At 69.7% G+C, this 24,183-nt stretch carries 25 protein-coding genes; 6 read left to right on the top strand and 19 right to left on the bottom strand.

The genetic code is table 11. From position 1 onward, the window contains the following. Window positions 1-167: 167 nt before the first annotated feature. From QZ483_RS00770 to QZ483_RS00805, 8 genes are all read right to left on the bottom strand, one after another. Complete coding sequence (locus QZ483_RS00770; protein ID WP_297081051.1) at window positions 168-1,187, bottom strand: hypothetical protein; 1,020 nt, start codon at window positions 1,185-1,187, stop codon at window positions 168-170. 23 nt (window positions 1,188-1,210) lie between these two features. Continuing rightward, window positions 1,211-2,518: a thymidine phosphorylase gene (locus QZ483_RS00775; protein WP_297081054.1), complete on the bottom strand. Its 1,308-nt coding sequence runs from the start codon at window positions 2,516-2,518 to the stop codon at window positions 1,211-1,213. Continuing rightward, window positions 2,518-2,916, bottom strand: a complete 399-nt coding sequence (locus QZ483_RS00780; RefSeq protein ID WP_297081056.1) for a cytidine deaminase — start codon at window positions 2,914-2,916, stop codon at window positions 2,518-2,520. Before QZ483_RS00780 ends, QZ483_RS00775 begins: the two co-directional genes overlap by 1 nt. A 7-nt stretch (window positions 2,917-2,923) precedes the next feature. Beyond that, entirely contained in the window at window positions 2,924-4,213 is a 1,290-nt protein-coding gene (locus QZ483_RS00785) for an ABC transporter permease (protein ID WP_297081060.1), read from the bottom strand. Continuing rightward, the gene (locus tag QZ483_RS00790; protein WP_297081061.1) at window positions 4,210-5,517 is read right to left on the bottom strand and encodes an ABC transporter permease; all 1,308 of its coding nucleotides are present in this window, start codon (window positions 5,515-5,517) and stop codon (window positions 4,210-4,212) included. Before QZ483_RS00790 ends, QZ483_RS00785 begins: the two co-directional genes overlap by 4 nt. After that, complete coding sequence (locus QZ483_RS00795; RefSeq protein ID WP_297081063.1) at window positions 5,514-7,037, bottom strand: ABC transporter ATP-binding protein; 1,524 nt, start codon at window positions 7,035-7,037, stop codon at window positions 5,514-5,516. The genes QZ483_RS00790 and QZ483_RS00795 overlap by 4 nt, the downstream gene beginning before the upstream one ends. A gap of 118 nt (window positions 7,038-7,155) precedes the next feature. Further along, window positions 7,156-8,196 (bottom strand): BMP family protein, encoded by a 1,041-nt coding sequence (locus QZ483_RS00800; RefSeq protein ID WP_297081065.1) that lies wholly within the window; start codon window positions 8,194-8,196, stop codon window positions 7,156-7,158. A 199-nt stretch (window positions 8,197-8,395) separates the two neighbouring features. Continuing rightward, entirely contained in the window at window positions 8,396-9,478 is a 1,083-nt protein-coding gene (locus QZ483_RS00805) for a mannose-1-phosphate guanylyltransferase (RefSeq protein ID WP_297081067.1), read from the bottom strand. A 52-nt stretch (window positions 9,479-9,530) separates the two neighbouring features. On the opposite strand from QZ483_RS00805, the gene sdhC reads away from it, so the two are divergent. The 4 genes from sdhC to QZ483_RS00825 are packed head-to-tail and all read left to right on the top strand — an operon-like array spanning window position 9,531 to window position 12,911. Beyond that, complete coding sequence (gene sdhC / locus QZ483_RS00810; RefSeq protein WP_297081068.1) at window positions 9,531-9,905, top strand: succinate dehydrogenase, cytochrome b556 subunit; 375 nt, start codon at window positions 9,531-9,533, stop codon at window positions 9,903-9,905. Window positions 9,906-9,940: 35 nt separating this feature from the next. After that, complete coding sequence (locus tag QZ483_RS00815; RefSeq protein ID WP_297081098.1) at window positions 9,941-10,363, top strand: succinate dehydrogenase hydrophobic membrane anchor subunit; 423 nt, start codon at window positions 9,941-9,943, stop codon at window positions 10,361-10,363. Next, window positions 10,360-12,129, top strand: a complete 1,770-nt coding sequence (gene sdhA / locus QZ483_RS00820; protein WP_297081070.1) for a succinate dehydrogenase flavoprotein subunit — start codon at window positions 10,360-10,362, stop codon at window positions 12,127-12,129. The genes QZ483_RS00815 and sdhA overlap by 4 nt, the downstream gene beginning before the upstream one ends. 14 nt (window positions 12,130-12,143) lie before the next feature. Beyond that, window positions 12,144-12,911: a succinate dehydrogenase iron-sulfur subunit gene (locus QZ483_RS00825; protein ID WP_297081072.1), complete on the top strand. Its 768-nt coding sequence runs from the start codon at window positions 12,144-12,146 to the stop codon at window positions 12,909-12,911. Between the two features lie 71 nt (window positions 12,912-12,982). Here the strand turns inward: QZ483_RS00825 and QZ483_RS00830 are convergent, their stop codons facing one another. From QZ483_RS00830 to sigE, 7 genes are all read right to left on the bottom strand, one after another. Further along, window positions 12,983-13,723 carry a DUF4190 domain-containing protein gene (locus tag QZ483_RS00830; RefSeq protein ID WP_297081074.1) on the bottom strand — a complete coding sequence of 247 codons (741 nt, stop codon included), beginning with the start codon at window positions 13,721-13,723 and terminating at the stop codon, window positions 12,983-12,985. A gap of 114 nt (window positions 13,724-13,837) precedes the next feature. Next, window positions 13,838-15,298 (bottom strand): YihY/virulence factor BrkB family protein, encoded by a 1,461-nt coding sequence (locus tag QZ483_RS00835; RefSeq protein WP_297081076.1) that lies wholly within the window; start codon window positions 15,296-15,298, stop codon window positions 13,838-13,840. Between the two features lie 3 nt (window positions 15,299-15,301). Continuing rightward, window positions 15,302-16,324: a tryptophan--tRNA ligase gene (trpS, locus tag QZ483_RS00840; protein ID WP_297081078.1), complete on the bottom strand. Its 1,023-nt coding sequence runs from the start codon at window positions 16,322-16,324 to the stop codon at window positions 15,302-15,304. A 177-nt stretch (window positions 16,325-16,501) separates the two neighbouring features. Next, window positions 16,502-16,828, bottom strand: a complete 327-nt coding sequence (locus QZ483_RS00845; RefSeq protein ID WP_297081080.1) for a twin-arginine translocase TatA/TatE family subunit — start codon at window positions 16,826-16,828, stop codon at window positions 16,502-16,504. Between the two features lie 5 nt (window positions 16,829-16,833). Then, window positions 16,834-18,246, bottom strand: a complete 1,413-nt coding sequence (locus tag QZ483_RS00850; RefSeq protein ID WP_297081082.1) for a S1C family serine protease — start codon at window positions 18,244-18,246, stop codon at window positions 16,834-16,836. 11 nt (window positions 18,247-18,257) lie between these two features. Then, on the bottom strand, window positions 18,258-19,103 hold the full coding sequence (locus QZ483_RS00855; RefSeq protein ID WP_297081083.1) for an anti-sigma factor: 846 nt from the start codon (window positions 19,101-19,103) through the stop codon (window positions 18,258-18,260). Further along, on the bottom strand, window positions 19,100-19,711 hold the full coding sequence (gene sigE / locus QZ483_RS00860) for an RNA polymerase sigma factor SigE (RefSeq protein WP_297081085.1): 612 nt from the start codon (window positions 19,709-19,711) through the stop codon (window positions 19,100-19,102). The genes QZ483_RS00855 and sigE overlap by 4 nt, the downstream gene beginning before the upstream one ends. A gap of 123 nt (window positions 19,712-19,834) precedes the next feature. On the opposite strand from sigE, the gene QZ483_RS00865 reads away from it, so the two are divergent. After that, window positions 19,835-20,467 carry an O-methyltransferase gene (locus QZ483_RS00865; protein ID WP_297081088.1) on the top strand — a complete coding sequence of 211 codons (633 nt, stop codon included), beginning with the start codon at window positions 19,835-19,837 and terminating at the stop codon, window positions 20,465-20,467. Window positions 20,468-20,533: 66 nt separating this feature from the next. Here the strand turns inward: QZ483_RS00865 and QZ483_RS00870 are convergent, their stop codons facing one another. The 3 genes from QZ483_RS00870 to dapE form a co-directional block, all read right to left on the bottom strand. Then, the gene (locus QZ483_RS00870; RefSeq protein WP_083966629.1) at window positions 20,534-20,701 is read right to left on the bottom strand and encodes a DUF3117 domain-containing protein; all 168 of its coding nucleotides are present in this window, start codon (window positions 20,699-20,701) and stop codon (window positions 20,534-20,536) included. 97 nt (window positions 20,702-20,798) lie between these two features. Then, window positions 20,799-21,572, bottom strand: a complete 774-nt coding sequence (locus tag QZ483_RS00875; protein WP_297081092.1) for a TIGR00730 family Rossman fold protein — start codon at window positions 21,570-21,572, stop codon at window positions 20,799-20,801. A gap of 43 nt (window positions 21,573-21,615) precedes the next feature. Then, window positions 21,616-22,710 (bottom strand): succinyl-diaminopimelate desuccinylase, encoded by a 1,095-nt coding sequence (gene dapE, locus QZ483_RS00880; RefSeq protein ID WP_297081094.1) that lies wholly within the window; start codon window positions 22,708-22,710, stop codon window positions 21,616-21,618. A 53-nt stretch (window positions 22,711-22,763) separates the two neighbouring features. On the opposite strand from dapE, the gene dapD reads away from it, so the two are divergent. Next, window positions 22,764-23,711: a 2,3,4,5-tetrahydropyridine-2,6-dicarboxylate N-succinyltransferase gene (dapD, locus tag QZ483_RS00885; RefSeq protein ID WP_297081095.1), complete on the top strand. Its 948-nt coding sequence runs from the start codon at window positions 22,764-22,766 to the stop codon at window positions 23,709-23,711. Here the strand turns inward: dapD and QZ483_RS00890 are convergent. Continuing rightward, on the bottom strand, window positions 23,686-24,183 hold a 498-nt coding region (locus QZ483_RS00890; RefSeq protein WP_297081097.1), incomplete at its 5' end, for a hypothetical protein. The genes dapD and QZ483_RS00890 overlap by 26 nt on opposite strands.

Genomic DNA, 24,183 nt, shown 5'->3' on the forward strand with positions numbered 1-24,183 from the left:
ATCGTGTGCCCACCGGTCCTGCACACGCCTGGGACTGGCGTGACGCCTGAGGCCCCTGTGCCGTCACAGGGGCCACTCCAGCGACAGCGTTCCCAGCCGTGTGCAGAACGGGTAGCGGTCAGCCGCGGCGCACACCCGAGTGCTCCGACGCGAGGCCCGTGAGTCCGTCAGCGGTCCTCGCGCTTGCGCTGCGGCAGGATCATCCAGCACGCCCGCGACCACGCGCCATACGCGGGTTCCTTGGGCCCCGCCCCGTACAGCCGCGCCTCGCCGAGCGGCAGCACGCGCCCGGAACCGGGCTCGTAGACCGCGAACCCGTGCGACGTGCGCCCCACCAGCAGCACCACGTGCCGCGGCACCACGTCCGACAGTCCGCCGCTCGAGTCGCCGCCGGTGTACAGCGGCACCGGGATACCGTCCCGCAAGGAGGCCGATGCGTGGGCGATGGCCGCCGCGACCACGTCCCGGTTGGCGTCGTCCAGGATCGCGCCACGGAACCTCAGCCCCGCGAAGCGCGTCTCGTCGTCCACGCGCCACGGCGGCGTGCCCAGCGCGCGCGGCCAGGGCAGCGGTCCGAGCCCGCCTCGCGTGGTCCGCGCGTGCAGCACCCGCTGAAGCGCGCGCCACCGCTCCTCGAGCGTGCGGGCCTCGGGGTGACGCACGAGGACCTCCAGCACCTCGGGAGGGCTGTAGTCGCCGAATCGCCGGCCGGTCATCAGCCACGCGGTCACGAGCGGGTCACCCATCATCAGCATCACAGCCATCGACGCCGCGCCGCACGTGGTCTCATCGATCTGCTGGGCTCGCATGCCGCCGTAGCGCAGCGCCCCCATGCCCGAGCCCGCAGGGTGGCGGATCACCGCTCGATCGCGAGCGTTCAGGCCCGCCCACGCAGCCGCGAGGCCCGCGACGGCGGCGACAGGAGCGCCGGACGCAGCCGCGCGGCGGATCACCTCGGCGTCCTCTCCCACCTCGGACAGCGCCGTGGTGAGGGCTTTCGCATCGGCGGCCGATGCTGTGGCCAGCCGGCGCGACGTGGCCCTCGCGAAGACGGTGTCGGTCGAGGAGCCGCCGCGCTGCGCGCGGCCGGCGGCATGGGCGGCGCTGTAGGGCGTGGACCAACTGCCGCGCAGGCCGATCGCACGGCCGATGCGGGAGGCGACGGAGGTCAGCGTCCAGCCGGGCATGGAGTCAGGATGTCATGCGCGGCTCAGGTCGCGGTGCCGACGCGGTCGAGGATGATCTGTCGCTCCGGCGCCGAGTCGCCGATCTCCACGGCGCCCGCGCCGTCGCACGCCTCGTCGAGCGCCTGGAGACCGCGCGGCATGCGCGTCTCCGTCTCCGTGTGGAGCGTCATGATGACGTCGCCCTTCGACACCCGCTCGCCGAGGGTCTTGTGCAGCATCACGCCCGAAGACACCTCGACGGCGTCCCCCTGGCGGGCGCGCCCGGCGCCCAGCCGCCAGGCCGCGACGCCCACGCCCAGCGCGTCGAGACGGGTGATGACGCCATCCGACTCGGCGCGCACCTCCTCGACGTGAGGCGCGTCGGGCATGGCGGCATCGGCGTCGCCCCCCTGCGCCTCGATCATGCGCCGCCAGGCATCCATCGCGCGGCCGTCCTTCAGCGCATCGGCCGGGTCGACCCCAGTGACGCCGGCGCCGGCGAGCATCTCTCGCGCGAGCTCGACCGTCAGCTCGATCACGTCTGCCGGACCGCCGCCGGCGAGCACCTCGACCGACTCGGCGACCTCGTTGCCGTTGCCGATCGCCAGTCCCAGCGGCGTGGACATGTCGGTCAGCAGGGCGGAGGTCTTGACGCCAGCGTCGGTACCCAGGTCCACCATGGTGGCCGCGAGCTCGCGCGCCTGGTCCAGGTCCTTCATGAACGCGCCGGTGCCCACCTTGACGTCGAGCACCAGGCAGCCGGTGCCCTCGGCGATCTTCTTGGACATGATCGAGGAGGCGATCAGCGGGATGCATTCCACCGTGCCGGTGACGTCGCGCAGCGCGTAGAGCTTCTTGTCCGCCGGAGCAAGCCCGGACCCTGCGGCGCAGATGACCGCGCCGACGTCCTTGAGCTGCTCGTGCATCTCCTCGTTGCTGAGCGCCGCGCGCCAGCCCGGGATGGACTCGAGCTTGTCGAGCGTGCCGCCGGTGTGACCCAGCCCGCGCCCCGACAACTGCGGGACGGCGACGCCGTAGGCGGCCACGAGAGGCGCCAGCGGCAGCGTGATCTTGTCCCCCACGCCGCCGGTCGAGTGCTTGTCCGCGGTCGCCTTGCCGAGCCCTGAGAAGTCCAGCCGCTCCCCCGTCGCGATCATCGCTGCGGTCCAGCGCGCAATCTCCTCGCGCGTCATCCCGCGCTGCAGAATCGCCATCGCGAGGGAGCTCATCTGCTCGTCCGCGACCACGCCGCGCGTGTAGGCGTCGACCACCCAGTCGATCTGGTCGTCGGCGAGCGTGCCTCCGTCGCGCTTGGTACGGATCACATCAACGGCATCGTGACGCTCGGTCATCACACTCTCCCCAGGTCGTCGGGCCCGAACGCGCCGGGCAGGAACTCGTCCATGGTCATCACCCCGTGAGCCGTGTCGACCAGCAGCGCGCGACCGCCGTGCTCGAACAGCAGCTGGCGGCACCGGCCACACGGCGCGAGCAGGTCGCCGTTGGCGTCCACGCAGGTGAACGCCACGAGCCGCGCGCCGCCGTGGTCCACGTGCAGCTTCGACACCAGCGCGCACTCGGCGCACAGCGTGAGGCCGTAGCTGGCGTTCTCCACGTTGGCGCCCACGACCACGTCGCCAGCGTCGGTGAGCGCGGCAGCTCCCACGGGGAACTTCGAATAGGGCACGTATGCCCTCGTGGAGACCTCGCGCGCCTCAGCGCGCAGTGCCTCCCAGTCGACGTCGGGCATGACGCTCCTACTTCTTGTACGGGATGCCCTCGGCGGCCGGCGGACGCGAGTGGCCCACGAGGCCGGCGACGGCGAAGATGGTCGCCAGGTACGGCAGCATCAGCAGGAACTGCGACGGAATCGGCGAGCCGATCACTCCCAGCTGCTGCTGTAGCGCATCGGCGAAGCCGAACAGCAGCGCGGCGGCCAGGGCACCCTTGGGGCTCCACCGGCCCAGGATCATCGCGGCGAGCGCGATATACCCCTTGCCTGCAGACATGTCCTTGCCGAACGCGAGGCCTGACGCCACCGTGAAGAACGCTCCGCCCAGGCCGGCGATCGCGCCGCCCAGAACCGTGTTGCGCACCCGCGTGCGGTTGACCTTGATGCCCACGGTGTCCGCGGCCTTGGGGTGCTCGCCCACGGACCGCATGCGCAGACCCCAGCGGGAGCGGAACAGCATGATCTGGATGATCACCACGACCGCGTACATGATGTAGACCAGCAGGTTCTGGTCGAACAGCACCGGGCCGATCACCGGGATGCTCGACAGCACGGGGATCGCGATGTCGGGCATGTTGAGCGGCTGGTTCAGGTTCGGGTTGTCGCTCATCACGGTGCTGAAGAAGAAGCTCGTGAGCCCCAGCACCAGCAGGTTGAGCACCACGCCCACGACAATCTGGTTCACCCAGTACCTGGTGGAGAACACCGCGAGCAGCCAGCCCACGAGCGCACCGGCGATGGGTGCAGCGATCAGACCCACGTAGGCGTTGCCGACGGCGGACGCGACCAGCGCGGCGAGGAAGGCACCCGCGAGCAGCTGCCCCTCGATGGCGATGTTGATGATGCCCGAGCGCTCGCACAGGGTTCCGGCGAGGGAGCCGAACACCAGCGGGACCGCCAGGAACAGCGCGGACGTGAGCAGCCCGGTGAGCTGGATCGTGGTCGTGGAGCGATCCGCACCGGCCCACGTGAGCAGCGCGCCCATGATCGCCATGCCGAACACGATGGGCAGCCAAATGCCCACCTTGCGGTACTGATTCGCGCGGTAGGCGACCCACGCCACGAGCAGCAACGCGACGATCGACAGTCCGACGGCGGCCGCGCGCGAGGGCACGGTCACGCTCGGCAGCTCGATGAAGTCGCTGCTGCGCGCGATCGTGAAGGTGGTCTGCACGCCGGTGGGCGTGCCGAAGCCGAAGAACAGCAGCGACAGGAGCGCGACCACGCCCAGGCCGATGGTGGACTTCCAGCTCTTCGTGCGGGGGGCCTCGGCGCCAGCGGCGGCTGACGACGTCTCGACGGCGGTGGTGCTCATGCCGCGACCTCCTTTTCGTGGGCCGGGGCAGGCAAGCGGAAGATGGACCTCACCAGGGGCGGCGCGGCGATGAACAGCACGATGAGCGCCTGGATGACGAACACAATGTCGACCGGGAGGCCCGCCTGCACCTGGAGCGTGGGCCCGGACGCGCGCAGGCCGCCGAACAGGATCGCCGCCATCACGGTCCCGAGCGGCCGCGAGCGACCCAGCAGCGCGACGGTGATGGCGTCGAAGCCGAGAGATCCCGCAGTGGCCGTCGTCAGCACCTTCTCGGTGCCGAGCACGGGCGCGGATCCCGCGAGGCCGGCAAGCGCACCGGCGATGACCATGACCAGGATGTACGCCTTCGTGACGTTCATGCCCGCTGTGCGCGCGGCGTGCGGGTTCGCGCCCACGGCGCGGAATTCGAATCCGAGCGTGGACCGCTCCATCAGCCACCAGACGCCGGCCGCGCACGCGAGCGCGAGCACGAAGCCCCAGTGCAGGTTGAAATCGCTGCCGAGCAGCAGCGGATACTGCGCGGTCTCATCGACGATCGGGGTGATGGGGTTGTCGCTGCCCTCGCGCTGGAACGCGTCGAGGGTCAGCAGCCACGCCACCAAGTTGAGCGCGATGTAGTTGAGCATGATCGTGACGATCACCTCGTGCGCGCCGGTCCTGGCCTTGAGGAAGCCGGGGATGAAGCCCCAGATGGCTCCGCCCAGCGCGCAGCCCACGATCGCGACGAGCAGGTGGATGCCCCATGGCAGGTGCCACGCGAATCCGACGTAGGCACCGAGCGTGGCGCCGATGAGCAGCTGTCCCTGCGCACCGATGTTGAACAGGCCTGCACGGAAGCCGATGCCCAGGCCCAGTCCCGCGAAGATCAGCGGCGTCGCCTGGGTGAGAGTCTGGGTGAACGGCTTGATCACTCCGGAGAAATCGTTCGCATTGAAGTTGAGCACCGCGCCGCTGAACATCGCGGAGTAGGCGCCACCGAGCGCGTCGCCCATCGCCTGGAACGTGTCCGCCGGGCGAGAGAAGAAGTAGGTCGCGGCCTCACGCACGTCCTCGTCCGCGAACACGATGAGCAGGCCGCCGATCGCCAGCGATGCGACGATCGCCATGATGACGACGAGCGTCGAGGACTCGAGGATCTCCCGCAGGACAGTGCGCGACCGGCTGCCGGAGTCAGCGCCGGGGTCTCCAGGGGCGTCCGCCCGGGGCGGCTCGGGCGCGGTCTCCGGGTCAGCCGGCGACGCGGCCTCCGGCTCATTCGGCGTGCGCTCCTCGGCAGCGCCGCCCTTCTCCTCGCCGCTCACGCCGCCTCCTCCTCATCTCCATGCGCACCGGCCATCATCAGGCCCATGGTGTCGCGGTCCGTGTCAGGGCTGACGATGTCGACGATCCGCCCGTGGTACATCACGGCGATGCGATCAGCGAGCGCGTAGACCTCGTCGAGCTCGGAGCTGACGATGACCACCGCCACGCCCTTGTCGCGCTCCTCGATGATCCGTTTGTGCACGAACTCGATGGATCCCACGTCCAGTCCACGCGTGGGCTGGGAGGCGATCAGCAGCTTCAAGTCGCGCGCGAGCTCGCGCGCCAGCACGACCTTCTGCTGGTTTCCACCGGACAGCGAGCCGGTCAGCGCCTCGGTCGAGGTGGTGCGGACGTCGAACTTCTCGACCTGCTCCTCCGCGTTGCGGGACACGACGCCGGGGTCGATCGCGCCGCGCTTCGAGTAGGGCTCGCGGTCGTACAGGTCGAGGATCAGGTTGTTGGCGACGGTGAAGGATGCGACCACGCCGTCCTCGGTGCGGTCCTCCGGCACGAAGCCGATGCCCGCATCGAGGTTGTCGCGGATGGAGCGACCCATGAGTTCCGTGCCATCGAGCGTGACGCTGCCCTCGACAGCATCGACCACACCCAGGATTGCCTCGGCGAGCTCGGTCTGGCCGTTGCCCTGCACACCTGCCACCGCCAGGATCTCGCCGCCGCGCACCTCGAACGAGACGCCGTCGAGCAGCTTGATCCGCGTGTCCTCATCGATCACGGTCAGGTTCTCGACGCGCAGCATGGGCTCGCCGGGCGTGGCGTCGTCCTTGTCGACGGTCATCGACACGTCGCGGCCGACCATGAGGGACGCCAGTTCCTCCTGCGACGCGGTCGGCTCGGCGGTGCCGACCACCTTCCCGCGCCGGATCACCGTGATGGTGTCCGCGATGGCCTTGACCTCGCGCAGCTTGTGGGTGATGAGAACAACGGCGGTGCCGGAGTCGCGTAGCTGGCCCACGATCTCGAGGAGCTCGTCCGTCTCCTGCGGCGTGAGCACCGCCGTGGGCTCGTCCAGGATCAACACCCTCGCGTCCCTGGACAGCGCCTTGATGATCTCGACGCGCTGCTGCGCGCCCACGGACAGGTCCTCGACCATGGCGTCCGGGTCCACGTGGAAGCCGAACCGGTCAGAGATCTCGCGCACCTTCTCGCGCGCGGCCTCGAGGTCGAGCAGCTTGGCGGGCCCGCGCACCTGCTCGTGGCCCAGCATCACGTTCTCGGCGACGGTGAAGACGGGCACCAGCATGAAGTGCTGGTGAACCATGCCGATGCCTGCGGCCATGGCGTCTCCCGGGCCGGCGAAGACGCGCGTCTCGTCATCGAGCAGGATCTCGCCGCCGTCGGCGTCGTACAGGCCGAACAGCACATTCATGAGCGTGGACTTGCCGGCGCCGTTCTCGCCCAGCAGAGCGTGCACGGTCCCCGACTCGACCACCAGGTCGATCTGGTCGTTGGCGGTGAAATCGCCGAACTTCTTCGTGATCTTCCTGAGCTCGAGTTTCACGCCATTGTCCTTCCTCAGCGCCGGGCCTGCCTCGGCGAATACGTCAAGTCAAGCACGAGGGGCGGGCCGCGTCCACGCGACCCGCCCCTCGTGATCTGTCAGGGGTGTTCCCCGGCGACTAGCCGGCGGTCGACGGCTCGATGTCGCCCGCGATGATGCCATCGCGGAGCGTGTCGAGCTCGGAGACGACCTCGTCAGGAACGACGCCCTCGGGGAACTCGGCGATGCCGACGCCCTCGTTCTCGAGCGTGCCCACGTAGGGGTCGTTCGAGAACTCGGTGATCGAGGACTCGATGGTGTCGAACACCGCGTTCGAGATGTTCTTGAGCACCGAGGTCAGCACCACGTCCGCGTAGTCGGGAGCGCTCTGCGACCAGTCGGAGTCCACACCGATCAGCCAGGCGTCGCCAGCCGACTGCACGGCCTGGGCGGCACCGAGTCCCACGGGACCGGCCACGGGCATGACGATGTCCGCGCCCTGGTCGAGGAAGCCCTGGGCGGTGTTCTGACCGTTGGTCTGGTTCTCGAAGTCACCGGTGAACGAGCCGTCCGAGCCGTCCCAGCCGAGGACCGTGACGTCGCCGCCCATGTCCTCGTTGTAGCGGTTCGCGCCGGCCAGGAAGCCGTCCATGAAGATCGACACGGTGGGGATGTTGATGCCACCGAAGGTCGAGATCGTGCCGGTCGCCGAGGCGCCTGCGGCCGCGTAGCCGGCCAGGAACGCCGCCTCGTCGGTCTCGAAGAACAGCGGCTTCACGTTGTCGATGGGCTCGTCGTAGCCGAAGTCCACGATCGCGAAGTTGACCTCGGGGTTGGCCTCGGCCGCAGCTGCAGTGGCGTCGCCGAGCAGGAAGCCGACGGTGATGATCAGGTCGCAGCCAGCGTCGACCTGGGCCTCGAGGTTGGGGCCGTAGTCGGACTCAGCGGTCGACTCGGCCTCGGCGGTCTCGACACCGAGCTCGTCGGCGGCGCGCTGCAGGCCCTCGTAGGCCGACTGGTTGAACGAGGCGTCGTCGAAGCCTCCCGCGTCGGAGACCATGCAGGCCTTGTAGTCCTCGGCGCCCTCGGGGGCGTCGCCGTCCTCAGGGGCGGAGGAGCACGCGGCAAGCGCGAGAGCGGACGCAGCCGCGACCGCGCCGAAGCGAATCGTGTTCTTCATAGGGAGTAGTCCTCACTAGATGTCTTGCCTGTTGGGTACGCCAGGCGTGTGCGTTGGCACCAATGCTAGTCACGGTTTGTTACGGCTTCGCGTCGGATGCGGACTCTAGAGCAACGGTTCGGTATCGATCCGACCTGGCATGCGGGCCGATGCGCGGTTTCCTTGCGTACCGCGCGGCAGCGCCGCACTGGGCTGCGCCCTAGAGGTCCACGTCCTTGACGCGCTGTGCCGCGTGGCGCGACAGCACCAGCAGCGCCTCGTCCGTATCCACGACCACGGCATCGGCGATGCCCACGACGGCCACCGGCTTGGTACCGCCCACGAGCACCGTGCCCGGGGCGTCCACCAGCGAGGCCGGGGCATCCCGGCCGATGCGGATGGCGCCATCCGCGCCTGGCGCGAGGAGCGCCGCGAGCGAGTCGAAGTCGCCTACGTCGTCCCACACGAAGGAGCCGGGCACCATCGCCACGCCGCCCTCGGCGGCGACGGGCTCCGCGATCGCATGGTCGATCGCGATCTTGGTGAGAGTCGGCCAGACCCGAGCCAACGCATCGGCCCTCCCTGGACCGTCCCAGGCCGCGGCGATCTCGCGCACTCCCGACTCGAGGGTCGGGTGCAGCCGTGCGAGGTGTGCCAGCAGCACGGACGTCGACACCACGAACATGCCCGCGTTCCACGAGTAGCCACCGTCGGCGAGCATCTGCGCCGCGGTCTCGGGGTCCGGCTTCTCCGTGAACGCCTCGACCTCGAAGGCGCCCGGAGCGTGGGTGAGTTCGGCGCCGGACTCGATGTAGCCGAACGCGCTCGAGGGCTCGGTCGGTTCGATGCCGATCGTCACGACCTTGCCGGTGGCCGCCGCCGCGATCGCGGTGCGGACCGTGTCGCGGAACGCTGCAGCGTCGGGGATCACGTGGTCCGCCGCGAAGGAACCCATGATCTGCTCGCCGTGGCGGTGCTCGATCAGTGCGGCCGCGAGCGCGATCGCCGCCATCGAGTCCCGCGGACTCGGCTCGGTGACGATGTTCGCGGCCGGCACGTCCGGCAGTTGAGCGGCCACCGCATCGGCGTGCCTCTCGCCCGTGACGATCATCACCTCATCCCCCAATGGGGCGAGCCGCGCGACCGTGTCCTGAATGAGCGTCGCTCCCGAGCCCAGCAGGTCGATGAGGAACTTGGGCCGGTCCGGCCTCGACAGCGGCCATAGTCGAGAGCCGACGCCCCCGGCGGGGACCACGGGGAAAAAACCGGAGTTCTTGCGGGGGGCCGTGGGGTTTTCAGTCACGGACACCACATTAGGATGGTGGCACTCGTGAGTCACATTCGAAGGAGAGTCCGTGTCGCCCGCCCCCACGCTGTATCGAGGCCGTGAAGGCATGTGGATGTGGGTCGTGCACCGTGCGACCGGCGTCGCGATCTTCTTCTTCCTCCTGGTCCACGTCCTCGACACCTCGCTCGTGCGCGTCTCCCCCGAGGCCTACAACGAGGTGATCGGCGCCTACAAGACGCCCATCTACGGCCTGATCGAGGCCGGCCTGGTCGCGGCGATCGTCCTGCACGCGTTCAACGGCCTGCGGATCATCGCGGTGGACCGGTGGACGTGGGCGCTGCGCCGTCAGCGCATGCTGGTGTGGATCGTGTGGGGCATCTTCGCCGTCCTCATGGCCGGCTTCCTGCCGCGCCACCTCATGCACGTGTTCGGAGGTGCCTGATGACCGCCCCCGAGCTCACCGCACCCCGGCGGCCCATGAACCGCCGCACCGTGGGCGGCGCCGAGCGCTGGTCGTGGATCTTCCAGCGCGTCTCCGGCGTGGTCCTCATCGTGCTGATCTTCACCCATCTGTTCGTCAATCTGCTCACCGGCGACGGCGTGAGCCAGATCGACTTCGCGTTCGTGGCCGGCAAGTGGGCATCGCCGCTGTGGCAGTGGTGGGACTTCGTCATGCTGGTGCTGGCGATGATGCATGGCACCAATGGCATGCGCATGCTGGTCAACGACTACGCGACGCGGCCCTTCGTGCGCGCGATGCTGCACTGGGCGCTGCGGATCTCGATGATCGTCATCATCGTGCTCGGCTCCCTGGTGATCTGGACCTTCGACCCCTGTCCCACTGACGCCGCCGGCGAGCTGCTGGAAGGCGTCCCCAGCTTCTGCGAGAGTGTGCTGTGACCAACCACGAGTTCGACGTCGTGATCGTGGGCGCTGGCGGCGCCGGCATGCGCGCCGCGCTGGAGTCCTCCCAGCGCGCCAAGACCGCGGTCCTCACCAAGCTCTACCCCACCCGCTCGCACACCGGCGCGGCCCAGGGCGGCATGGCCGCCGCGCTCGCCAACGTCGAGGACGACAACGCCGAGTGGCACACGTTCGACACCGTCAAGGGCGGCGACTACCTCGTGGACCAGGACGCCGCGGAGATCCTCTGCAAGGAGGCGATCGACGCGGTCCTCGACCTCGAGAAGATGGGCCTGCCCTTCAACCGCACCACGGCCGGCAAGGTGGACCAGCGCCGGTTCGGCGGCCACACCCGCAACCACGGCGAGGCCGCGGTGCGACGTGCCTGCTACGCCGCGGACCGCACCGGCCACATGATCCTGCAGACGCTGTACCAGCAGTGCATCAAGCAGGAAGTCGAATTCTTCAACGAGTTCTACGTCCTGGACCTGATCCTCGACTCCGACCCGCAGGCCGCCGCCGACGGCGACGAGGTCGCGGTCGCCGGAGTGGTCGCGTACCAGCTGTCGACGGGCGAGGTCCACACGTTCCGTGCCAAGTCCGTGATCTTCGCGACCGGGGGCGCGGGCAAGGTCTTCAAGACCACCTCGAACGCCCACACCCTGACCGGTGACGGCATGGGCATCGCGCTGCGCGCGGGGCTGCCGCTGGAGGACATGGAGTTCTTCCAGTTCCACCCGACCGGGCTGGCTGGCCTGGGCATCCTGTTGTCCGAGGCCGCGCGCGGCGAGGGCGGCATCCTGCGCAACTCCGAGGGCGAGCGCTTCATGGAGCGCTACGCCCCCACCATCAAGGACCTCGCGCCGCGCGACATGGTGGCGCGAGCGATGGCCAATGAGGTGCGCGAGGGCCGCGGCTGCGGGCCCCACAAGGACTACGTGCTGCTGGACCTCACCCACCTCGAGCCCGCGCACATCGACGAGAAGCTCCCCGACATCACCGAGTTCGCGCGCACGTACCTGGGCGTCGAGCCGTACACCGAGCCCGTGCCGGTGTTCCCCACTGCGCACTACGCGATGGGCGGCATCCCCACGAACGTGAACGCCGAGGTGCTGCGCAACAACACCGACGTCGTGAAGGGCCTGTACGCCGCCGGCGAGTGCGCGTGCGTGTCCGTCCACGGCGCGAACCGCCTGGGCACCAACTCGCTGCTCGACATCAACGTGTTCGGGCGCCGCGCCGGCATCGCCGCCGCAGAGTACGCGAACTCGGTCGACGCCGCTCCTGAGCTCCCGGCCGATGCGGATGCGACCGTGGCCGGGCTCGTCGCCTCGCTGCGGGAGACCGTGGGCGGCGACGGCACCGAGCGCGTCGCACAGATCCGCAAGGAGCTCCAGGAGACCATGGACATGAACGTCCAGGTGTTCCGCACGGCAGAGTCGCTGGCCGAGGCCGCGGGGGCGGTCAAGGGCCTGCGCGAGCGCTTCGCGTCGATCGCGATCCACGACCGTGGTCAGCGCTTCAACACGGACCTCCTCGAGGCGGTCGAGCTGGGCTTCCTGCTCGAGCTCGCGGAGGTGGTCATCGCTGGCGCCGATGGCCGCAAGGAGAGCCGCGGCGGGCACTACCGCGAGGACTTCCCCACCCGCGACGACGAGAACTACATGCAGCACACCATGGCCTACGCGACGCCCGAGGGTCTGCGCATGGACTGGAAGCCTGTGGTGGTCACCAAGTATCAGCCCATGGAACGCAAGTACTAGGCCGGGGAGGGCTGATGACTGCGACTGCAGAGAAGACCGAAGAGGTCGGCGCCGTGGAGTCCTTCACGGTGACGCTGAAGATCCTCCGCCACGACCCCGACGGGCTCGACGGGCGTGAGCCCGGCGCCGAGTATTGGGAGGAGTTCCAGGTCGAGGCACACGCGACCGACCGCGTCCTGGACGCGCTCCACGCGATCAAGTGGGAGCAGGACGGCACGCTCGCCTTCCGCCGCTCGTGCGCCCACGGTGTGTGCGGCTCGGACGCGATGCGCATCAACGCGCGCAACCGGCTCGCCTGCAAGACGCTGCTCAAGGACCTCAACCCGGCGCGACCCATCACCGTGGAGCCCATCAAGGGGCTGCCGGTCGAGAAGGACCTGATCGTGGACATGGAGCCGTTCTTCGCCTCCTACCGCGACATCATGCCGTTCCTGATGCCCTCGGGCCCCACGCCCGAGCGCGAGCGGCTGCAGTCGCCGGAGGACCGCGAGCGCTTCGACGACACCACCAAGTGCATCCTGTGCGCGGCCTGCACCACGAGCTGCCCGGTGTTCTGGACGGACGGCCAGTACTTCGGGCCGCAGGCCATCGTGGGCGCCCACCGCTTCATCTTCGACTCGCGCGACGACGGCGAGTGGGACCGTCTCGAGATCCTCAACGACCAGGCCGGCGTGTGGAAGTGCCGCACGGCCTTCAACTGCACGGAGGCCTGCCCACGCGGCATCGAGGTCACCAAGGCGATCTCCGAGGTCAAGCGCGCGCTGACCAGCGGCGAGGTGTGAGCGCCCTCACCCCGACGTGACGAGGGCGGCACCCCACTGGGGTGCCGCCCTCGTCTTCTGTTCAGGGTCGGTCAGTACTCGCACCAGACCTGTCCGTCGGGCCTGCCGAGGCCGCCGCAGGTGTCACCGAACTCCTCGTACTCGGAGTTCAGCGGTGACTCGAAGTAGAGGTCGTCGCACGCCGCCATGTCGCCGGCGGCGCAGCCGTCCCACAGCGCGTCGAGCTCGGGGTCGTCGCCGTAGGTGTCGGCGTCCGAGAAGATGATGTCCGTCGAACCCTCGAGGTCGTCGAACTCGAGCCCCGAGGAGGTGACGATCGCGGCGCCCGCGATGAACCATGCCGCCGCGAGCGACCACCCGATCGTGCCCAGGATTCCCAGGATCACTCCCGCCCAGGCCATGCCGGTTCCCTTGCGCGTGCCGTCCGCGGTCTTGCGCAGCCCGATCGCGCCCAGGATGGTCGCGACGGCGCCCAGGCCCAGGACGCCGGTGACGAGGGCCGCGATCGACGTGCCGTCGGTGCCCTGCGAGCCGGGCGTGCCGTACGCGGGCTGGTAGGCGCCGGCGTAGGTGGGCTGCGCCTGTGCGGCCGACGCATCCGTCGCCTGCTGCGAGAAGCCCGGCGCAGGCTGAGCGTACGTGGAGGCGGACGCCGGCTGGCCGTAGTCGTAGGTGGCGTAGTCCGGCTGGCTGGGGGCGGTGGGCGGCTGCTGCGAGGGCACAGTTGATGCCTGCCACTGGGTGGCCGGCGGCTGGCCGGGCTGCTGCGCGCCGGGGTCCGGGGTCGAGGCGAACGGATCGGGCGTGGTCACCGGGAGTCCTTCCAGGTAGGCGGCGCACCGCCGGCGGCGGTGCGAGACTCCCGAACGCTATCGCACGGGCGTGCCACGCGAGAAGACGCACGTGACGCGGTTCACGCCGGGGACTCAGCGCCGGAGCCAGGCCCGCACGTGGTCGCCGATGCTCGCCCGGCGACCGTCCGGGCCGCGGAAGATGTCGCCGCCATCGGATTCGAGCACTGCCTGGCCGATCTCCTCCATGGTCGTGGCCAAGTACACGCCTGCCTCCCGGGCGTCGCTGGCGCGAGCGAATCGCCCCAGCTCGTCCTCCCCAAACCGCACCACGAACGGGAAGCGCTCATTGGAGGTCGCAGCGAGTTCGACGCCCGGCAGCCGCGCATCCCGGTCGCCGCGCACCACCAGCGTGCCGTCGACGTTGCCGCGCTTGCGGGCGGGTCCGGCGAGCGCGAACACGGCGTGCCGTTGCGCGACTCGCAGGGAGGAGGTCTCCATAGCCTGCCAGGGTTCGCCCACGGCAGCGACGTGCGCGACCGTGATCACGTTGTCCGGCGCGCGCGAGAACTCGAGCGCCACATACTGCGGACCGGGGTCGATGCGCAGGACTCCGGGCCGCACCTCCGAGATGGTCGCGCCGGCCCGCTCCCGGGCCCAGTCCGCGAACCAGTCGGACAGCTCCTCGATCTCGAGCAGCCCGAGTTGGCGACGGGTGCCCAGGAAGGCGGCCGAGTACAGCATGATGCGCGCCGAGTAGGCGGTGAACAGCAGCAGCGTCAGGATTCCGGCGAACGGCGCGAGCACCGCGTTGTCCGAGACCCCGGAGATGATGAGCGACATCGCCTGCCGCAGGACGCCCATGGCGAAGGCCGCGATCGCCAGCGTCCACAGCACCGACCGCAGAGGCATCCGCACGCCCCCGAGGAACACCAGCACGATGGCCGCGAACAGCATGTCCACGATGAACATCACGCCGGCGCCCGACAGCCGCACCAGCCACTCCTGAGGCGCCTCACCGAAGAGGATCTCCGAGACCTGGTTCGCGACCACGGAGGTCGCCACCTGCAGTCCAGCGCCGAGGATCACCATGAGCGCGATTCCCAGCAGCGCCGCGAAGTCGCGGAGCTTGCCCTGCAGCGGCGTGCGGTCGTCCACCTCGAGCATCGCCCACACACCCATGCGCATGCCGCTCACGTAGCGCGCTGCGGTGTTGAACAAGATGAGGAAGGCGATGATGCCGACCAGGCCGGTCACTGCCGTGGGCTGCAGCGACTCCGGGTCGACCAGTCCCGATGACGAGTCCGTCGAGATGATGCCTGGCACGGCGTCGTCGATGAACCCGAACAGCTGATCCGAGAGCTCCTCGTCGCCCGCGATGAACCAGCTCGCGAGCGTCACGGCGATCAGGACGCCGGCCGCGATGGAGGTCAGCGAGTAGAACGCGATGCCGCCGGCGACGACGTTGCCGTTGCCGTCCCGGTAGCGCTCGAGCGTGCGACCCACGTGCGAGGCGTCGAAGCGCTCCTTGAGCGTCTTCGCCTGCGCGACCGCGTCCTTGCCGCGGTCGACGAGTGACTCGTCGCTGTCCGTCACGCACTACCTCCCGGGTGTCGGCGGAACCAGTCCCACTCTGTCGTACAGGCGGTCGAGCGTCGCGCTCGCGATCGTCCGCGCCTTGGCGGCGCCGTCCGCGAGGACGGCGTCGAGCCGGTCGGGCGACTCGATCCAGTCGAGCGCGGCCTCCCTGATCGGAGTCAGGTACTCCACCACCACGTCCGCTACGTCAACCTTGAGGTGGCCGTACATCTTCCCCTCGTAGTCGGCGACCAGCTGCTCGACGGAGCGGCCGTCGAGCGCCGAGTAGATCGTGAGCAGGTTCGACACGCCCGCCTTGGACTCGCGGTCGAACGCGATGACCGTGTCAGAGTCCGTCGCGGCGGACTTGATGTTCTTGGCGATCTTCTTGGGGTCCTCGAGGATCTCGATGGTGCCCTTGGGGCTCACCGAGGACTTCGACATCTTCTTCGTGGGCTCCTGAAGGTCGTAGATCTTCGCCGTCGCCTCGACGATGTGCGCGTCCGGCACCACGACGGTTCCCTCGCCCAGCCGGGTGTTGAGACGCTCGGCAAGATCGCGCGACAGCTCGAGGTGCTGGCGCTGGTCCTCGCCCACCGGCACCAGGTCGGTGTCGTACAGGAGGATGTCCGCGGCCATGAGGATCGGGTACGTGAACAGGCCCACGTTGGTCCCTGACTCCCCCACCTTGGCGGACTTGTCCTTGAACTGGGTCATGCGGCCGGCCTCGCCCATGCCCGTGTAGGTGCTGAGCAGCCACGCGAGCTCGGCGTGCTCGGGCACGTGGGACTGCACGAAGACGATCGACCGCTCGGGGTCCACGCCCGCGGCCAGGAACTGCGCCGCGGTCGCGCGGGTGCGGTCGCGCAGCTGCTGGGGCTCAGGCGCGACCGTGAGAGCGTGGAGGTCGACCACGCCGTAGATCGCGTCGTGCGTGTCCTGCAGCTTCACCCACTGGACCAGCGCCCCGAGGTAGTTGCCGAGCTGGAGGGAATCGGAGGTCGGCTGCATGGCCGAGAACACGCGGGGCTTCATGGCCCCCATTGTTCCCCACGCCCGGGCGAGAACCCAACCCGCGCATCGGCCCTCCCCCCATCCCCCTGGCGGTGCATTCTCGCTCACCTAGCGCCTGAGGCGAGCGAAATGGGCCCGATTCGCTCGGTTAAGCGCGTACGCGAGCGGAAATCGACCGCGGGAGCGTGGGGAGGGCCGATGCGGTTGTCAGGTGGCGTCGGCGTCGAACGGCGCCGGGCGCCCCGGCTCGGACGGCCGGGGCGGCTCGGCGGCCGGAGCGGGAGCGGCAGGCTCGTACAGGGCCTCGCGCACGATGCGGCGCGGGTCGTACTGGCGCGGGTCGTACTGCTTCCAGTCGACGTCGTCCGCACCGAGCTCGGTCTTGAGCTGGTCCGTGTTCCGCGTCACGAGGTCACGAGCGCTGCGAATCCACTCCCGCAGCTGGCGGGCGTACTCGGGCATGCGTTCCGGCCCCACCACCAGGATGGCGACCAGGACGATGACCAGGAACTCCCAGCCGTTGATGCCGAACATGCCGCCTATTCTTGCGGCTCGGTCGTCTCGTCCTCAAGCTGGAAGTCGACCTGGGCGCTCGAATCGAGCGTCACTCGGATCTCCAGCTCCTCGCCGTCACGCTGAATGGTCAGCACGACGTCGTCGCCCACGGCCTTGGCGCGGATCGCGACCACCAGCTTGTCGAGATGCGTGATGGGACGTCCGTCGATGCCCGTGATGACGTCGCCGGGCTCCACGCCCGCGTTGTCCGCAGGGCCGCCTGCCACCACGCCCAGCTCGTCGTCGATCACGAGGACGCCCTCGCCGGTGTAGCGCTCGTCGAGCTGCACGCCGATCACGGGGTAGGTCGCGGTGCCGGTCTCGATCAGCTGCTCCGCGGTGCGCATGGCCTGGTTGGACGGGATCGCGAACCCGAGCCCCACGGACCCGGTGCTGGAGCTCGACACCCCTGGCAGCGCGGCGATCGCGGAGTTCACGCCGATCACCTCGCCGCTCGCGTTCAGCAGTGGACCGCCCGAGTTGCCGGGGTTGATCGCGGCATCGGTCTGGATAGCGTCGATGAACGCCGTGCTCGAACTGTCGCCGGCGGTGACCGGGCGGTGCACGGCGGACACGATGCCGGTGGTCACGGTGCTCTGCAGGCCCAGCGGCGAGCCCACCGCGATGGTGTCGTCGCCCACGACCACCTCATCCGAGTCGGCGAACGTCAGCGGCGCGAGGCCCTGGGCGTCGATGCTCACCACGGCCAGGTCGTAGTCGGCGGTGGCGCCCACGACCTCGGCCTCGAACTCGGTGCCGTCGGACATGACGACGGTGATCTCCTGCGCGCCCTCGACCACGTGGTTGTTCGTCAGGATGTAACCGTCCTCGCGGATCACGAAGCCCGATCCCGTGGACGTGCCGATTCCGCCCACGGAGGCCTCGAGCGAGACCACCGACGGCATGACCGATGCGGCGACGGCGGCAACCGAATCCTCGGCTCGCTCGACCGGGTCGCTGGTGGCCACCTGGACCGTCGGCGTCGAGGAGAAGAACTCGTCATAGGCCCACGCTCCACCGAATCCGCCTCCCACGCCGAGCAGGAGTGCGGTCGCTGCGATGCCGGCGACCGCGCGCTTGCGCACGCGTCCGACGGGACGCTCCGAGGGCGGCGCCTGCGGCGGCTCGGGAGGCTCGTAGCCGGCGCCGTCGTGGCTGGGCTCTGCGGTGGAGATCACGCCCTGGGCGTCAGGCGCGAGGGGATCGCGCGGAGCCTGCGCCGGGGTCGCCGCCGTGGCTGGCTGCACCGGGGTGGCCGCCGTGGGGTGCGCGTGGACCGGCGCTTCGGACGGCGAGGAGTCGGTCGCGACCGAGCCCTCATCGCCCACGCGGCGCTGCTCGTCGGGGGTGGGGCCGCCCTGGTTGCTGCCAGGAGGCGCGAAGATGTTGTCGTTCATGGCTGCTCTCCTCACGCGCCGGGAGTAGTGGCATCGGCGATATCGCTCAGGCCGTCCAGGACGCGGTCGATGAAAGTGGGGTCGTCATGCGCCGGGAACGTCGAGGCCGCGGCCTCGAGCGTGGTCAGGGGGCATGAGCACGTCACGGAGATCACGACATCTCCGGTCTGCCATACCAACTGTCGAGGCTGATCGCTGACCAGGTACGCCTGGCCGTGGCCCAGGTCCACGCTGACGTAGTAGTCCGAGATCGACGCCGACAATCGGCCGTGTCGTTCAGTGATGATCATAGGGTCCAGGCCCGAGAGCATGGACGCCACGAGGATGTTCTCGCCGTTGCTGGCGCGCAGGACCTTGGCGTTCACGGGCTTGAGCCCGGTCTCCTCCCAGTCCGGGTGGACCCAGCTGCGCAGCTGGTCGCCGGTGCGCATGTGCTGCGCGTTCAAGGCGAGCAGCGCCGGCTCGCCGTCGTAGTCGCTCTCGGCAAACTCGAGGGAGACCTCATCCGGGGCACCAGCCAGGTAACCGCTCACCACCAGGACGCCCAGCACCGCGATCACCGCGACGGCGGCGACGCTCATGCGCCGGTCGCGCGGGCGCGCGGCGCGGGCAAGATGGCGCGGCTCCCCGCTGGCGATCTGCGCCATGCGGTCGCGGTCCAGCAGCTGCTGCGCGAAGGTGAGGTCGATGCCGGCGTCGGAGGTCTTGAGGGCGTCCCTTGCGGCTCGCAGCTCGTCCCAGCGGGTGCGACACTCCTCGCAGGCGTCAAGGTGCGCCATGGCGAGCGCGGACTTCGCCGGGCTCAGCCGGTTGTCGAGAAGATCGTGGATCTCGTCGCCGAGGTGCTCGTCGCTCACTCGCCACCTCGCACCGGCGCGCGGTGAGCCAAGGACTCACGGAGCTTCGCACGGGCGCGAGACAGTCGGGAGCGGACGGTGCCCATCTTGATGCCGAGCGTGGCGGCGATCTCCTCGTACGACAGGCCCTCGATGTCGCTCAGCACCACGGCCGCCCGGTATTCGGGCTGCAGATCGGCGAGCGCGGCGACGATGTCGTCGCCCAGGTGAGACATGTCGAACGCATCCTCGGGCTGCCCCGACCGCTCATGGCGGTCGAAGCTGTCGGACGTGGCCACCGCCGCATCGTCATCCGCCATGAAGTCGAAGCGGATCCTCTTCTTGCGACGCATGCGGTCGAGGAAGAGGTTGGTGGTGATGCGGTGAAGCCAGCCCTCGAAGGTGCCGGGCTTGTACTGCGACAGCGAGTTGAACACGCGGACGAACACGTCCTGCGTCAGGTCCTCGGCGTCGTGCTGATTGCCCGTGAGGTGATAGGCGAGTCGGTAGACCCGTCCGGAGTGCTCCGCGACGATCCGCTCCCAGGTGAGGTCCTGGGGCTGCGCCTCGGTCGCGAAAGGGGTCGCCTGAGACGCGTTCGTGATGTTCTTCACGACCGTGCTCGTCATTCGGGCTCCCTCCTCCACGCTTCGCTCAACGGATACCGACAGACCAATGTTCCCATGAAAGGGGCTGCGCGGCATCGGCCGCAGGGAGGATGTGACGGATACCATTCGGGAAAGGAGGCCGCCATGAGCACCGATTCCGCCAACTGGGCGTACTGCGAGGACTTCGTCCCCGAGGACGAAGTACTGCTCGCGGCACGCGACACCGCCGATCAGCTGGGGTGCGTGCCGGTGCACCCCGGAGCAGGCCGGGTGCTCGAACTCGTCGCGCGCATGGCGGGGATCCGCTCGGCCGTCGAGATCGGCACCGGTGCGGGCGTCTCCGCCACGTACCTGCTGCGCGGCATGGGCGACGCCGGAGTGATCACGACCATCGACGTCGAGGCCGAGCACCACAAGGCCGCGCGCCGCACGCTCGCCTCGGCTGGATTCGCGCCCGAACGGGCACGCATGATCACGGGGCGGGCGCTCGACGTCCTTCCCCGACTCACCGACGGCGGCTACGACCTGGTGCTCATCGACGCCCGCAAGGCCGAGTACCCCGAGTACCTCGAGCAGGCCATGCGACTGCTGCGCGTGGGAGGCGTCGTCGCGATCGACAACGCGCTGTGGCACGGGCGCGTGCCGGACCCGGCGCAGCGCGACGAGAACACCACGGCGGTGCGCACGACTCTCAAGGCAGTGCGCGAGTCCGACGCGCTCGCGCCGATGCTGCTGCCCAGCGGCGACGGACTCCTCGTGGCGGTCAAGATCGCCTGAGCCACCGCATCGGCCGCATGCGAGCCGAGCGAGGGAGACTGCCGGGAGGCGGGCCCGGCAAGACGACTACTGGAGAGCGCCTGCGAGGGCGTCCCGGAGCTCCGCGACCTCGTCCGCGTTGATCTCGACGACCAGACGGCCACCGCCCTCGAGCGGGACGCGCATCACATAGCCACGACCCTCCTTCACGACCTCCATCGGGCCGTCACCGGTACGGGGCTTCATCGCAGCCATGTGTGTGTCTCCTCCGTGATGCTCAGGTCGCCGTCGATCGGACGGCGATCGAATCCATTCTACGCTGGACCGTCGGTCGTCAGAACCCCGCGGCCCGTCACATCGCCTCGGTCGCGGGCCTGTTCTCGTCGTCCTCCGGGCCGGTCTCCTCGCCACGGGCGTGAGCCGTGACGATGTGCACCGCCTCCTCGACGCTGTCGGTGACGTGGAAGAGCTCGAGATCGGTCGCCGCCGCCTTGCCGTCGGCCACCACAGAGTCGCGCAGCCACGTCACGAGTCCGTCCCAGTACGCGTGCCCCACGAGCACGATCGGGAAGCGGGTGACCGTGCGCGTCTGGACCAGCGTGAGCGACTCGAACAGCTCGTCCATCGTGCCGAATCCGCCCGGCAGGACAATGAATCCCTGCGCGTACTTGACGAACATCGTCTTGCGCGCGAAGAAGTAGCGGAAGTTAATGCCGAGGTTCACGTACTTGTTGACGCCCTGCTCGAACGGCAGCTCGATGCCGAGCCCCACGGACACGCCCCCGGCCTCGTGGGCACCCTTGTTGGCGGCCTCCATCACGCCCGGGCCTCCGCCCGTGATGACCGCGAAGCCCTCTTCGACCAGGCGCCTGCCCGCCTCCTCGCCCTGGGCGTAGTCGGGAGCATCGGCCTTCGAGCGGGCCGAGCCGAACACCGAGATCGCCGGTCCCAGCTCCGCGAGCGCCCCGAAGCCCTCGACGAACTCGGACTGGATGCGCAGCACGCGCCACGGATCCTCGTGCAGCCAGTCGGGCGAGTCCTGCTCGCCCAGCAGTCGGCCGGAGGTCGACAGCTGCGGGACGTTGGGGCCGCGCAGAATCACGGGACCCTTGTGGTAGTCGGTCATGTCGCCTCCTGAGTTCGTCGGTGCCGCGCAGCCGATGCGCGGGTCAGGCTGTCAGCCACGCCTCCAGACCGGCGCGGCACGAGCGGATGTCGCTGGCGGGGCAGGCCTCGTCGGCGGGGTGGGCGAGCTCGGGGTTGCCGGGCCCGTAGTTGACGGCGGGGATCCCCAGCGCCCCCAGGCGGGCGACGTCCGTCCACCCTTCCTTCGCTCGAGGGGCGCCTCCACCGGCCGCCGCCACCGCATCGGCGAACGAGACCGCGAGGGGCGCGTCGAGACCCGGCCGGCAGGCGGCCGCGAGGTCCGTCCATTCGAGGGTGTGCTCGACTCCCGACCGGGCGATGACGTCCGCCACGTGCTGCTGGGCCTGCTCCAGAGTCTTGTCCGGCGCGAAGCGGTAGTTGACGGTGACGGTCGCGGCGTCCGGGATGACGTTGCCGGCGATGCCGCCACGAACTCCGACCGCGTTGAGTCCCTCGCGGTACTCGAGCCCGTCGACGGTGACCGTGGCGGGCTCGTAGGCCGCGAGCGTCCCGAGAACCGGAGCGAGCCCGTGGATCGCGTTGACGCCCTTCCACGCGCGGGCACTGTGGGCGGCGCGTCCGGCGATCGTGATGTCCGCCCGCAGGGTGCCGTTGCAGCCGCCCTCGATGCCGGCGCTGGTGGGCTCGCAGAGCACCGCGAAGTCCGCGCGGAGCAGCTCGGGGTAGCCGCGTGAGAGCCGCCCCAGGCCGTTCTTGGTCTCCTCGACCTCCTCGTGGTCGTAGAAGACCCACGTGATGTCGCGGCTCGGGGCATCGAGCTGCGCGGCAAGAGACAGCATCACGGCCACGCCGGCCTTCATGTCGACGCTCCCCCGTCCCCACAGCGTCGCACCCTCGTCGCGCCACTCGTGCGGCACGTTGGTCTTGATCGGCACCGTGTCGAGGTGGCCGGCGATCAGCGCTCGCTGTGCGGCGCCGGTCTCGGTGCGCGCGATGAGCGCGTCGCCGTCGCGCGTGAGGCTCAGGTGCGGGGCCTGGCGCCGCAGGGCGGATTCGACGGCATCCGCGATGGCCGCCTCGCCCCCGGAGACCGACGGGATGTCGATGAGGTGCGCCGCGAGCTGCTCGACGGGCGCGGTCAGGTCGAGATCGGCCATGGGCCCACCCTATCCGGGGGCTCGGCGCGTGTAGCCTCAACTACCCTGGTGCCATGACGCGACCCGCATACGGATTCGGCCTGGCCACCATCGACGAGAGCGGCACGGTCCTCGATACCTGGTACCCGTCCCCCGCCCTGGGCGACGCGCCGTCCGGCGCCACCGCGCCGCAGGATCTCATCGACGCGGAGCGCAGTGATGACCTGCGCGCGGTCGAGGTGCGCGCGGTGCGCACCGTGATCGATCTGGACGCAGCGCCCGGATCCGTCGAGGACGCCTACCTGCGCCTGCACCTCATCTCCCACCGCCTGGTCCAGCCGCATGGGCTGAACCTCGACGGCGTCTTCGGCGCGCTGACGAATGTGGTGTGGACGTCCGCTGGGCCGTGTGCGATCGAGGGCTTCGAGGCGACGCGCCTTCGCTTCCGCGCCGCGGGCCAGCAGCTCACGGTGTACGGCGTGGACAAGTTCCCGCGTCTGGTCGACTACGTGGTGCCGTCCGGCGTGCGCATCGCCGATGCCGACAGGGTCCGCCTGGGTGCCCACCTCGCGGAGGGCACGACGGTCATGCACGAGGGCTTCGTCAACTTCAATGCCGGCACGCTGGGCCACTCGATGGTCGAGGGACGCATCTCCGCGGGCGTCGTCGTGGGCGACGGTTCCGACGTCGGCGGCGGCGCGTCGATCATGGGCACGCTGTCCGGCGGCGGTACCGAGGTCATCTCGATCGGCGAGCGCTCGCTGCTGGGCGCGAACTCCGGATTGGGCATCCCGCTGGGCGACGACTGCATCGTCGAGGCGGGCCTCTACGTGACCGCGGGCTCCAAGGTGCTGCTCGTGGGCCAGACCGGCGAGGACGGGTCGCCGGTGGTTGTGAAGGCTCGGGACCTGGCCGGTCGCGACGGGGTTCTGTTCCGCCGCAACTCCGTGACAGGCGCACTCGAGGCCGTCGCCCGCCAGGGCAAGGGCGTGGAGCTCAACGCCGCCCTGCACGCGAACTGACCGTGGCCCGCCGGCGGCGGGGCGGCGGTGTCGCCGCCATGCTGGTGCTCGTCTTGGCCGCGGGGGCGGCCATCCTGTGGGGCCCCACGCTGTGGGACCGGTTCGGTGACGAGGTGCTGCCGTCGGGCCGATGCACGGTCACGCTGGGCGACCGCAGTGACACCAAGACGGCCGAGCAGGCGAACAACATCGCGCTCATCGTCGCCGGCTCGATTCGGCATGGCCTGCCGGCGCGCGCGGCGTCGATCAGGTCGCGCACACCCTCCGGCGGATTGCCGGTGGCCGCCGCGATCACGTCGCGCATATGGGGGAAGGAATAGGCCTGCTCGGTCAGCGCGGCCGCGCCATAGGCGGTCTGGCCGAGGCCGGAGTAATGGCGGAGCGATCCGCCCGCGCGGCGCAGGCGTTTCTCGAAGATCGAACAGGCGATGAGGCAGGTATCGGCAAGGGCGCGCATCTCGGCCGGAGCGGC

The organism is uncultured Demequina sp. (genome assembly GCF_913055775.1).
Classification (GTDB): domain Bacteria; phylum Actinomycetota; class Actinomycetes; order Actinomycetales; family Demequinaceae; genus Demequina.

Excerpts from the sequence above, each read along its gene's own strand:
- QZ483_RS00875 (WP_297081092.1), bottom strand. The coding sequence starts at position 21,572 with ATGACCGACTACCACAAGGGTCCCGTGATTCTGCGCGGCCCCAACGTC.
- QZ483_RS00815 (WP_297081098.1), top strand. The coding sequence starts at position 9,941 with ATGAACCGCCGCACCGTGGGCGGCGCCGAGCGCTGGTCGTGGATCTTC.
- QZ483_RS00845 (WP_297081080.1), bottom strand. The coding sequence starts at position 16,828 with ATGTTCGGCATCAACGGCTGGGAGTTCCTGGTCATCGTCCTGGTCGCC.
- QZ483_RS00775 (WP_297081054.1), bottom strand. The coding sequence starts at position 2,518 with ATGACCGAGCGTCACGATGCCGTTGATGTGATCCGTACCAAGCGCGAC.
- QZ483_RS00800 (WP_297081065.1), bottom strand. The coding sequence starts at position 8,196 with ATGAAGAACACGATTCGCTTCGGCGCGGTCGCGGCTGCGTCCGCTCTC.
- QZ483_RS00865 (WP_297081088.1), top strand. The coding sequence starts at position 19,835 with ATGAGCACCGATTCCGCCAACTGGGCGTACTGCGAGGACTTCGTCCCC.
- dapE (WP_297081094.1), bottom strand. The coding sequence starts at position 22,710 with ATGGCCGATCTCGACCTGACCGCGCCCGTCGAGCAGCTCGCGGCGCAC.
- trpS (WP_297081078.1), bottom strand. The coding sequence starts at position 16,324 with ATGGGGGCCATGAAGCCCCGCGTGTTCTCGGCCATGCAGCCGACCTCC.
- QZ483_RS00785 (WP_297081060.1), bottom strand. The coding sequence starts at position 4,213 with ATGAGCACCACCGCCGTCGAGACGTCGTCAGCCGCCGCTGGCGCCGAG.
- dapD (WP_297081095.1), top strand. The coding sequence starts at position 22,764 with ATGACGCGACCCGCATACGGATTCGGCCTGGCCACCATCGACGAGAGC.
- QZ483_RS00850 (WP_297081082.1), bottom strand. The coding sequence starts at position 18,246 with ATGAACGACAACATCTTCGCGCCTCCTGGCAGCAACCAGGGCGGCCCC.
- QZ483_RS00780 (WP_297081056.1), bottom strand. The coding sequence starts at position 2,916 with ATGCCCGACGTCGACTGGGAGGCACTGCGCGCTGAGGCGCGCGAGGTC.
- QZ483_RS00770 (WP_297081051.1), bottom strand. The coding sequence starts at position 1,187 with ATGCCCGGCTGGACGCTGACCTCCGTCGCCTCCCGCATCGGCCGTGCG.
- QZ483_RS00825 (WP_297081072.1), top strand. The coding sequence starts at position 12,144 with ATGACTGCGACTGCAGAGAAGACCGAAGAGGTCGGCGCCGTGGAGTCC.
- sigE (WP_297081085.1), bottom strand. The coding sequence starts at position 19,711 with ATGACGAGCACGGTCGTGAAGAACATCACGAACGCGTCTCAGGCGACC.
- QZ483_RS00870 (WP_083966629.1), bottom strand. The coding sequence starts at position 20,701 with ATGGCTGCGATGAAGCCCCGTACCGGTGACGGCCCGATGGAGGTCGTG.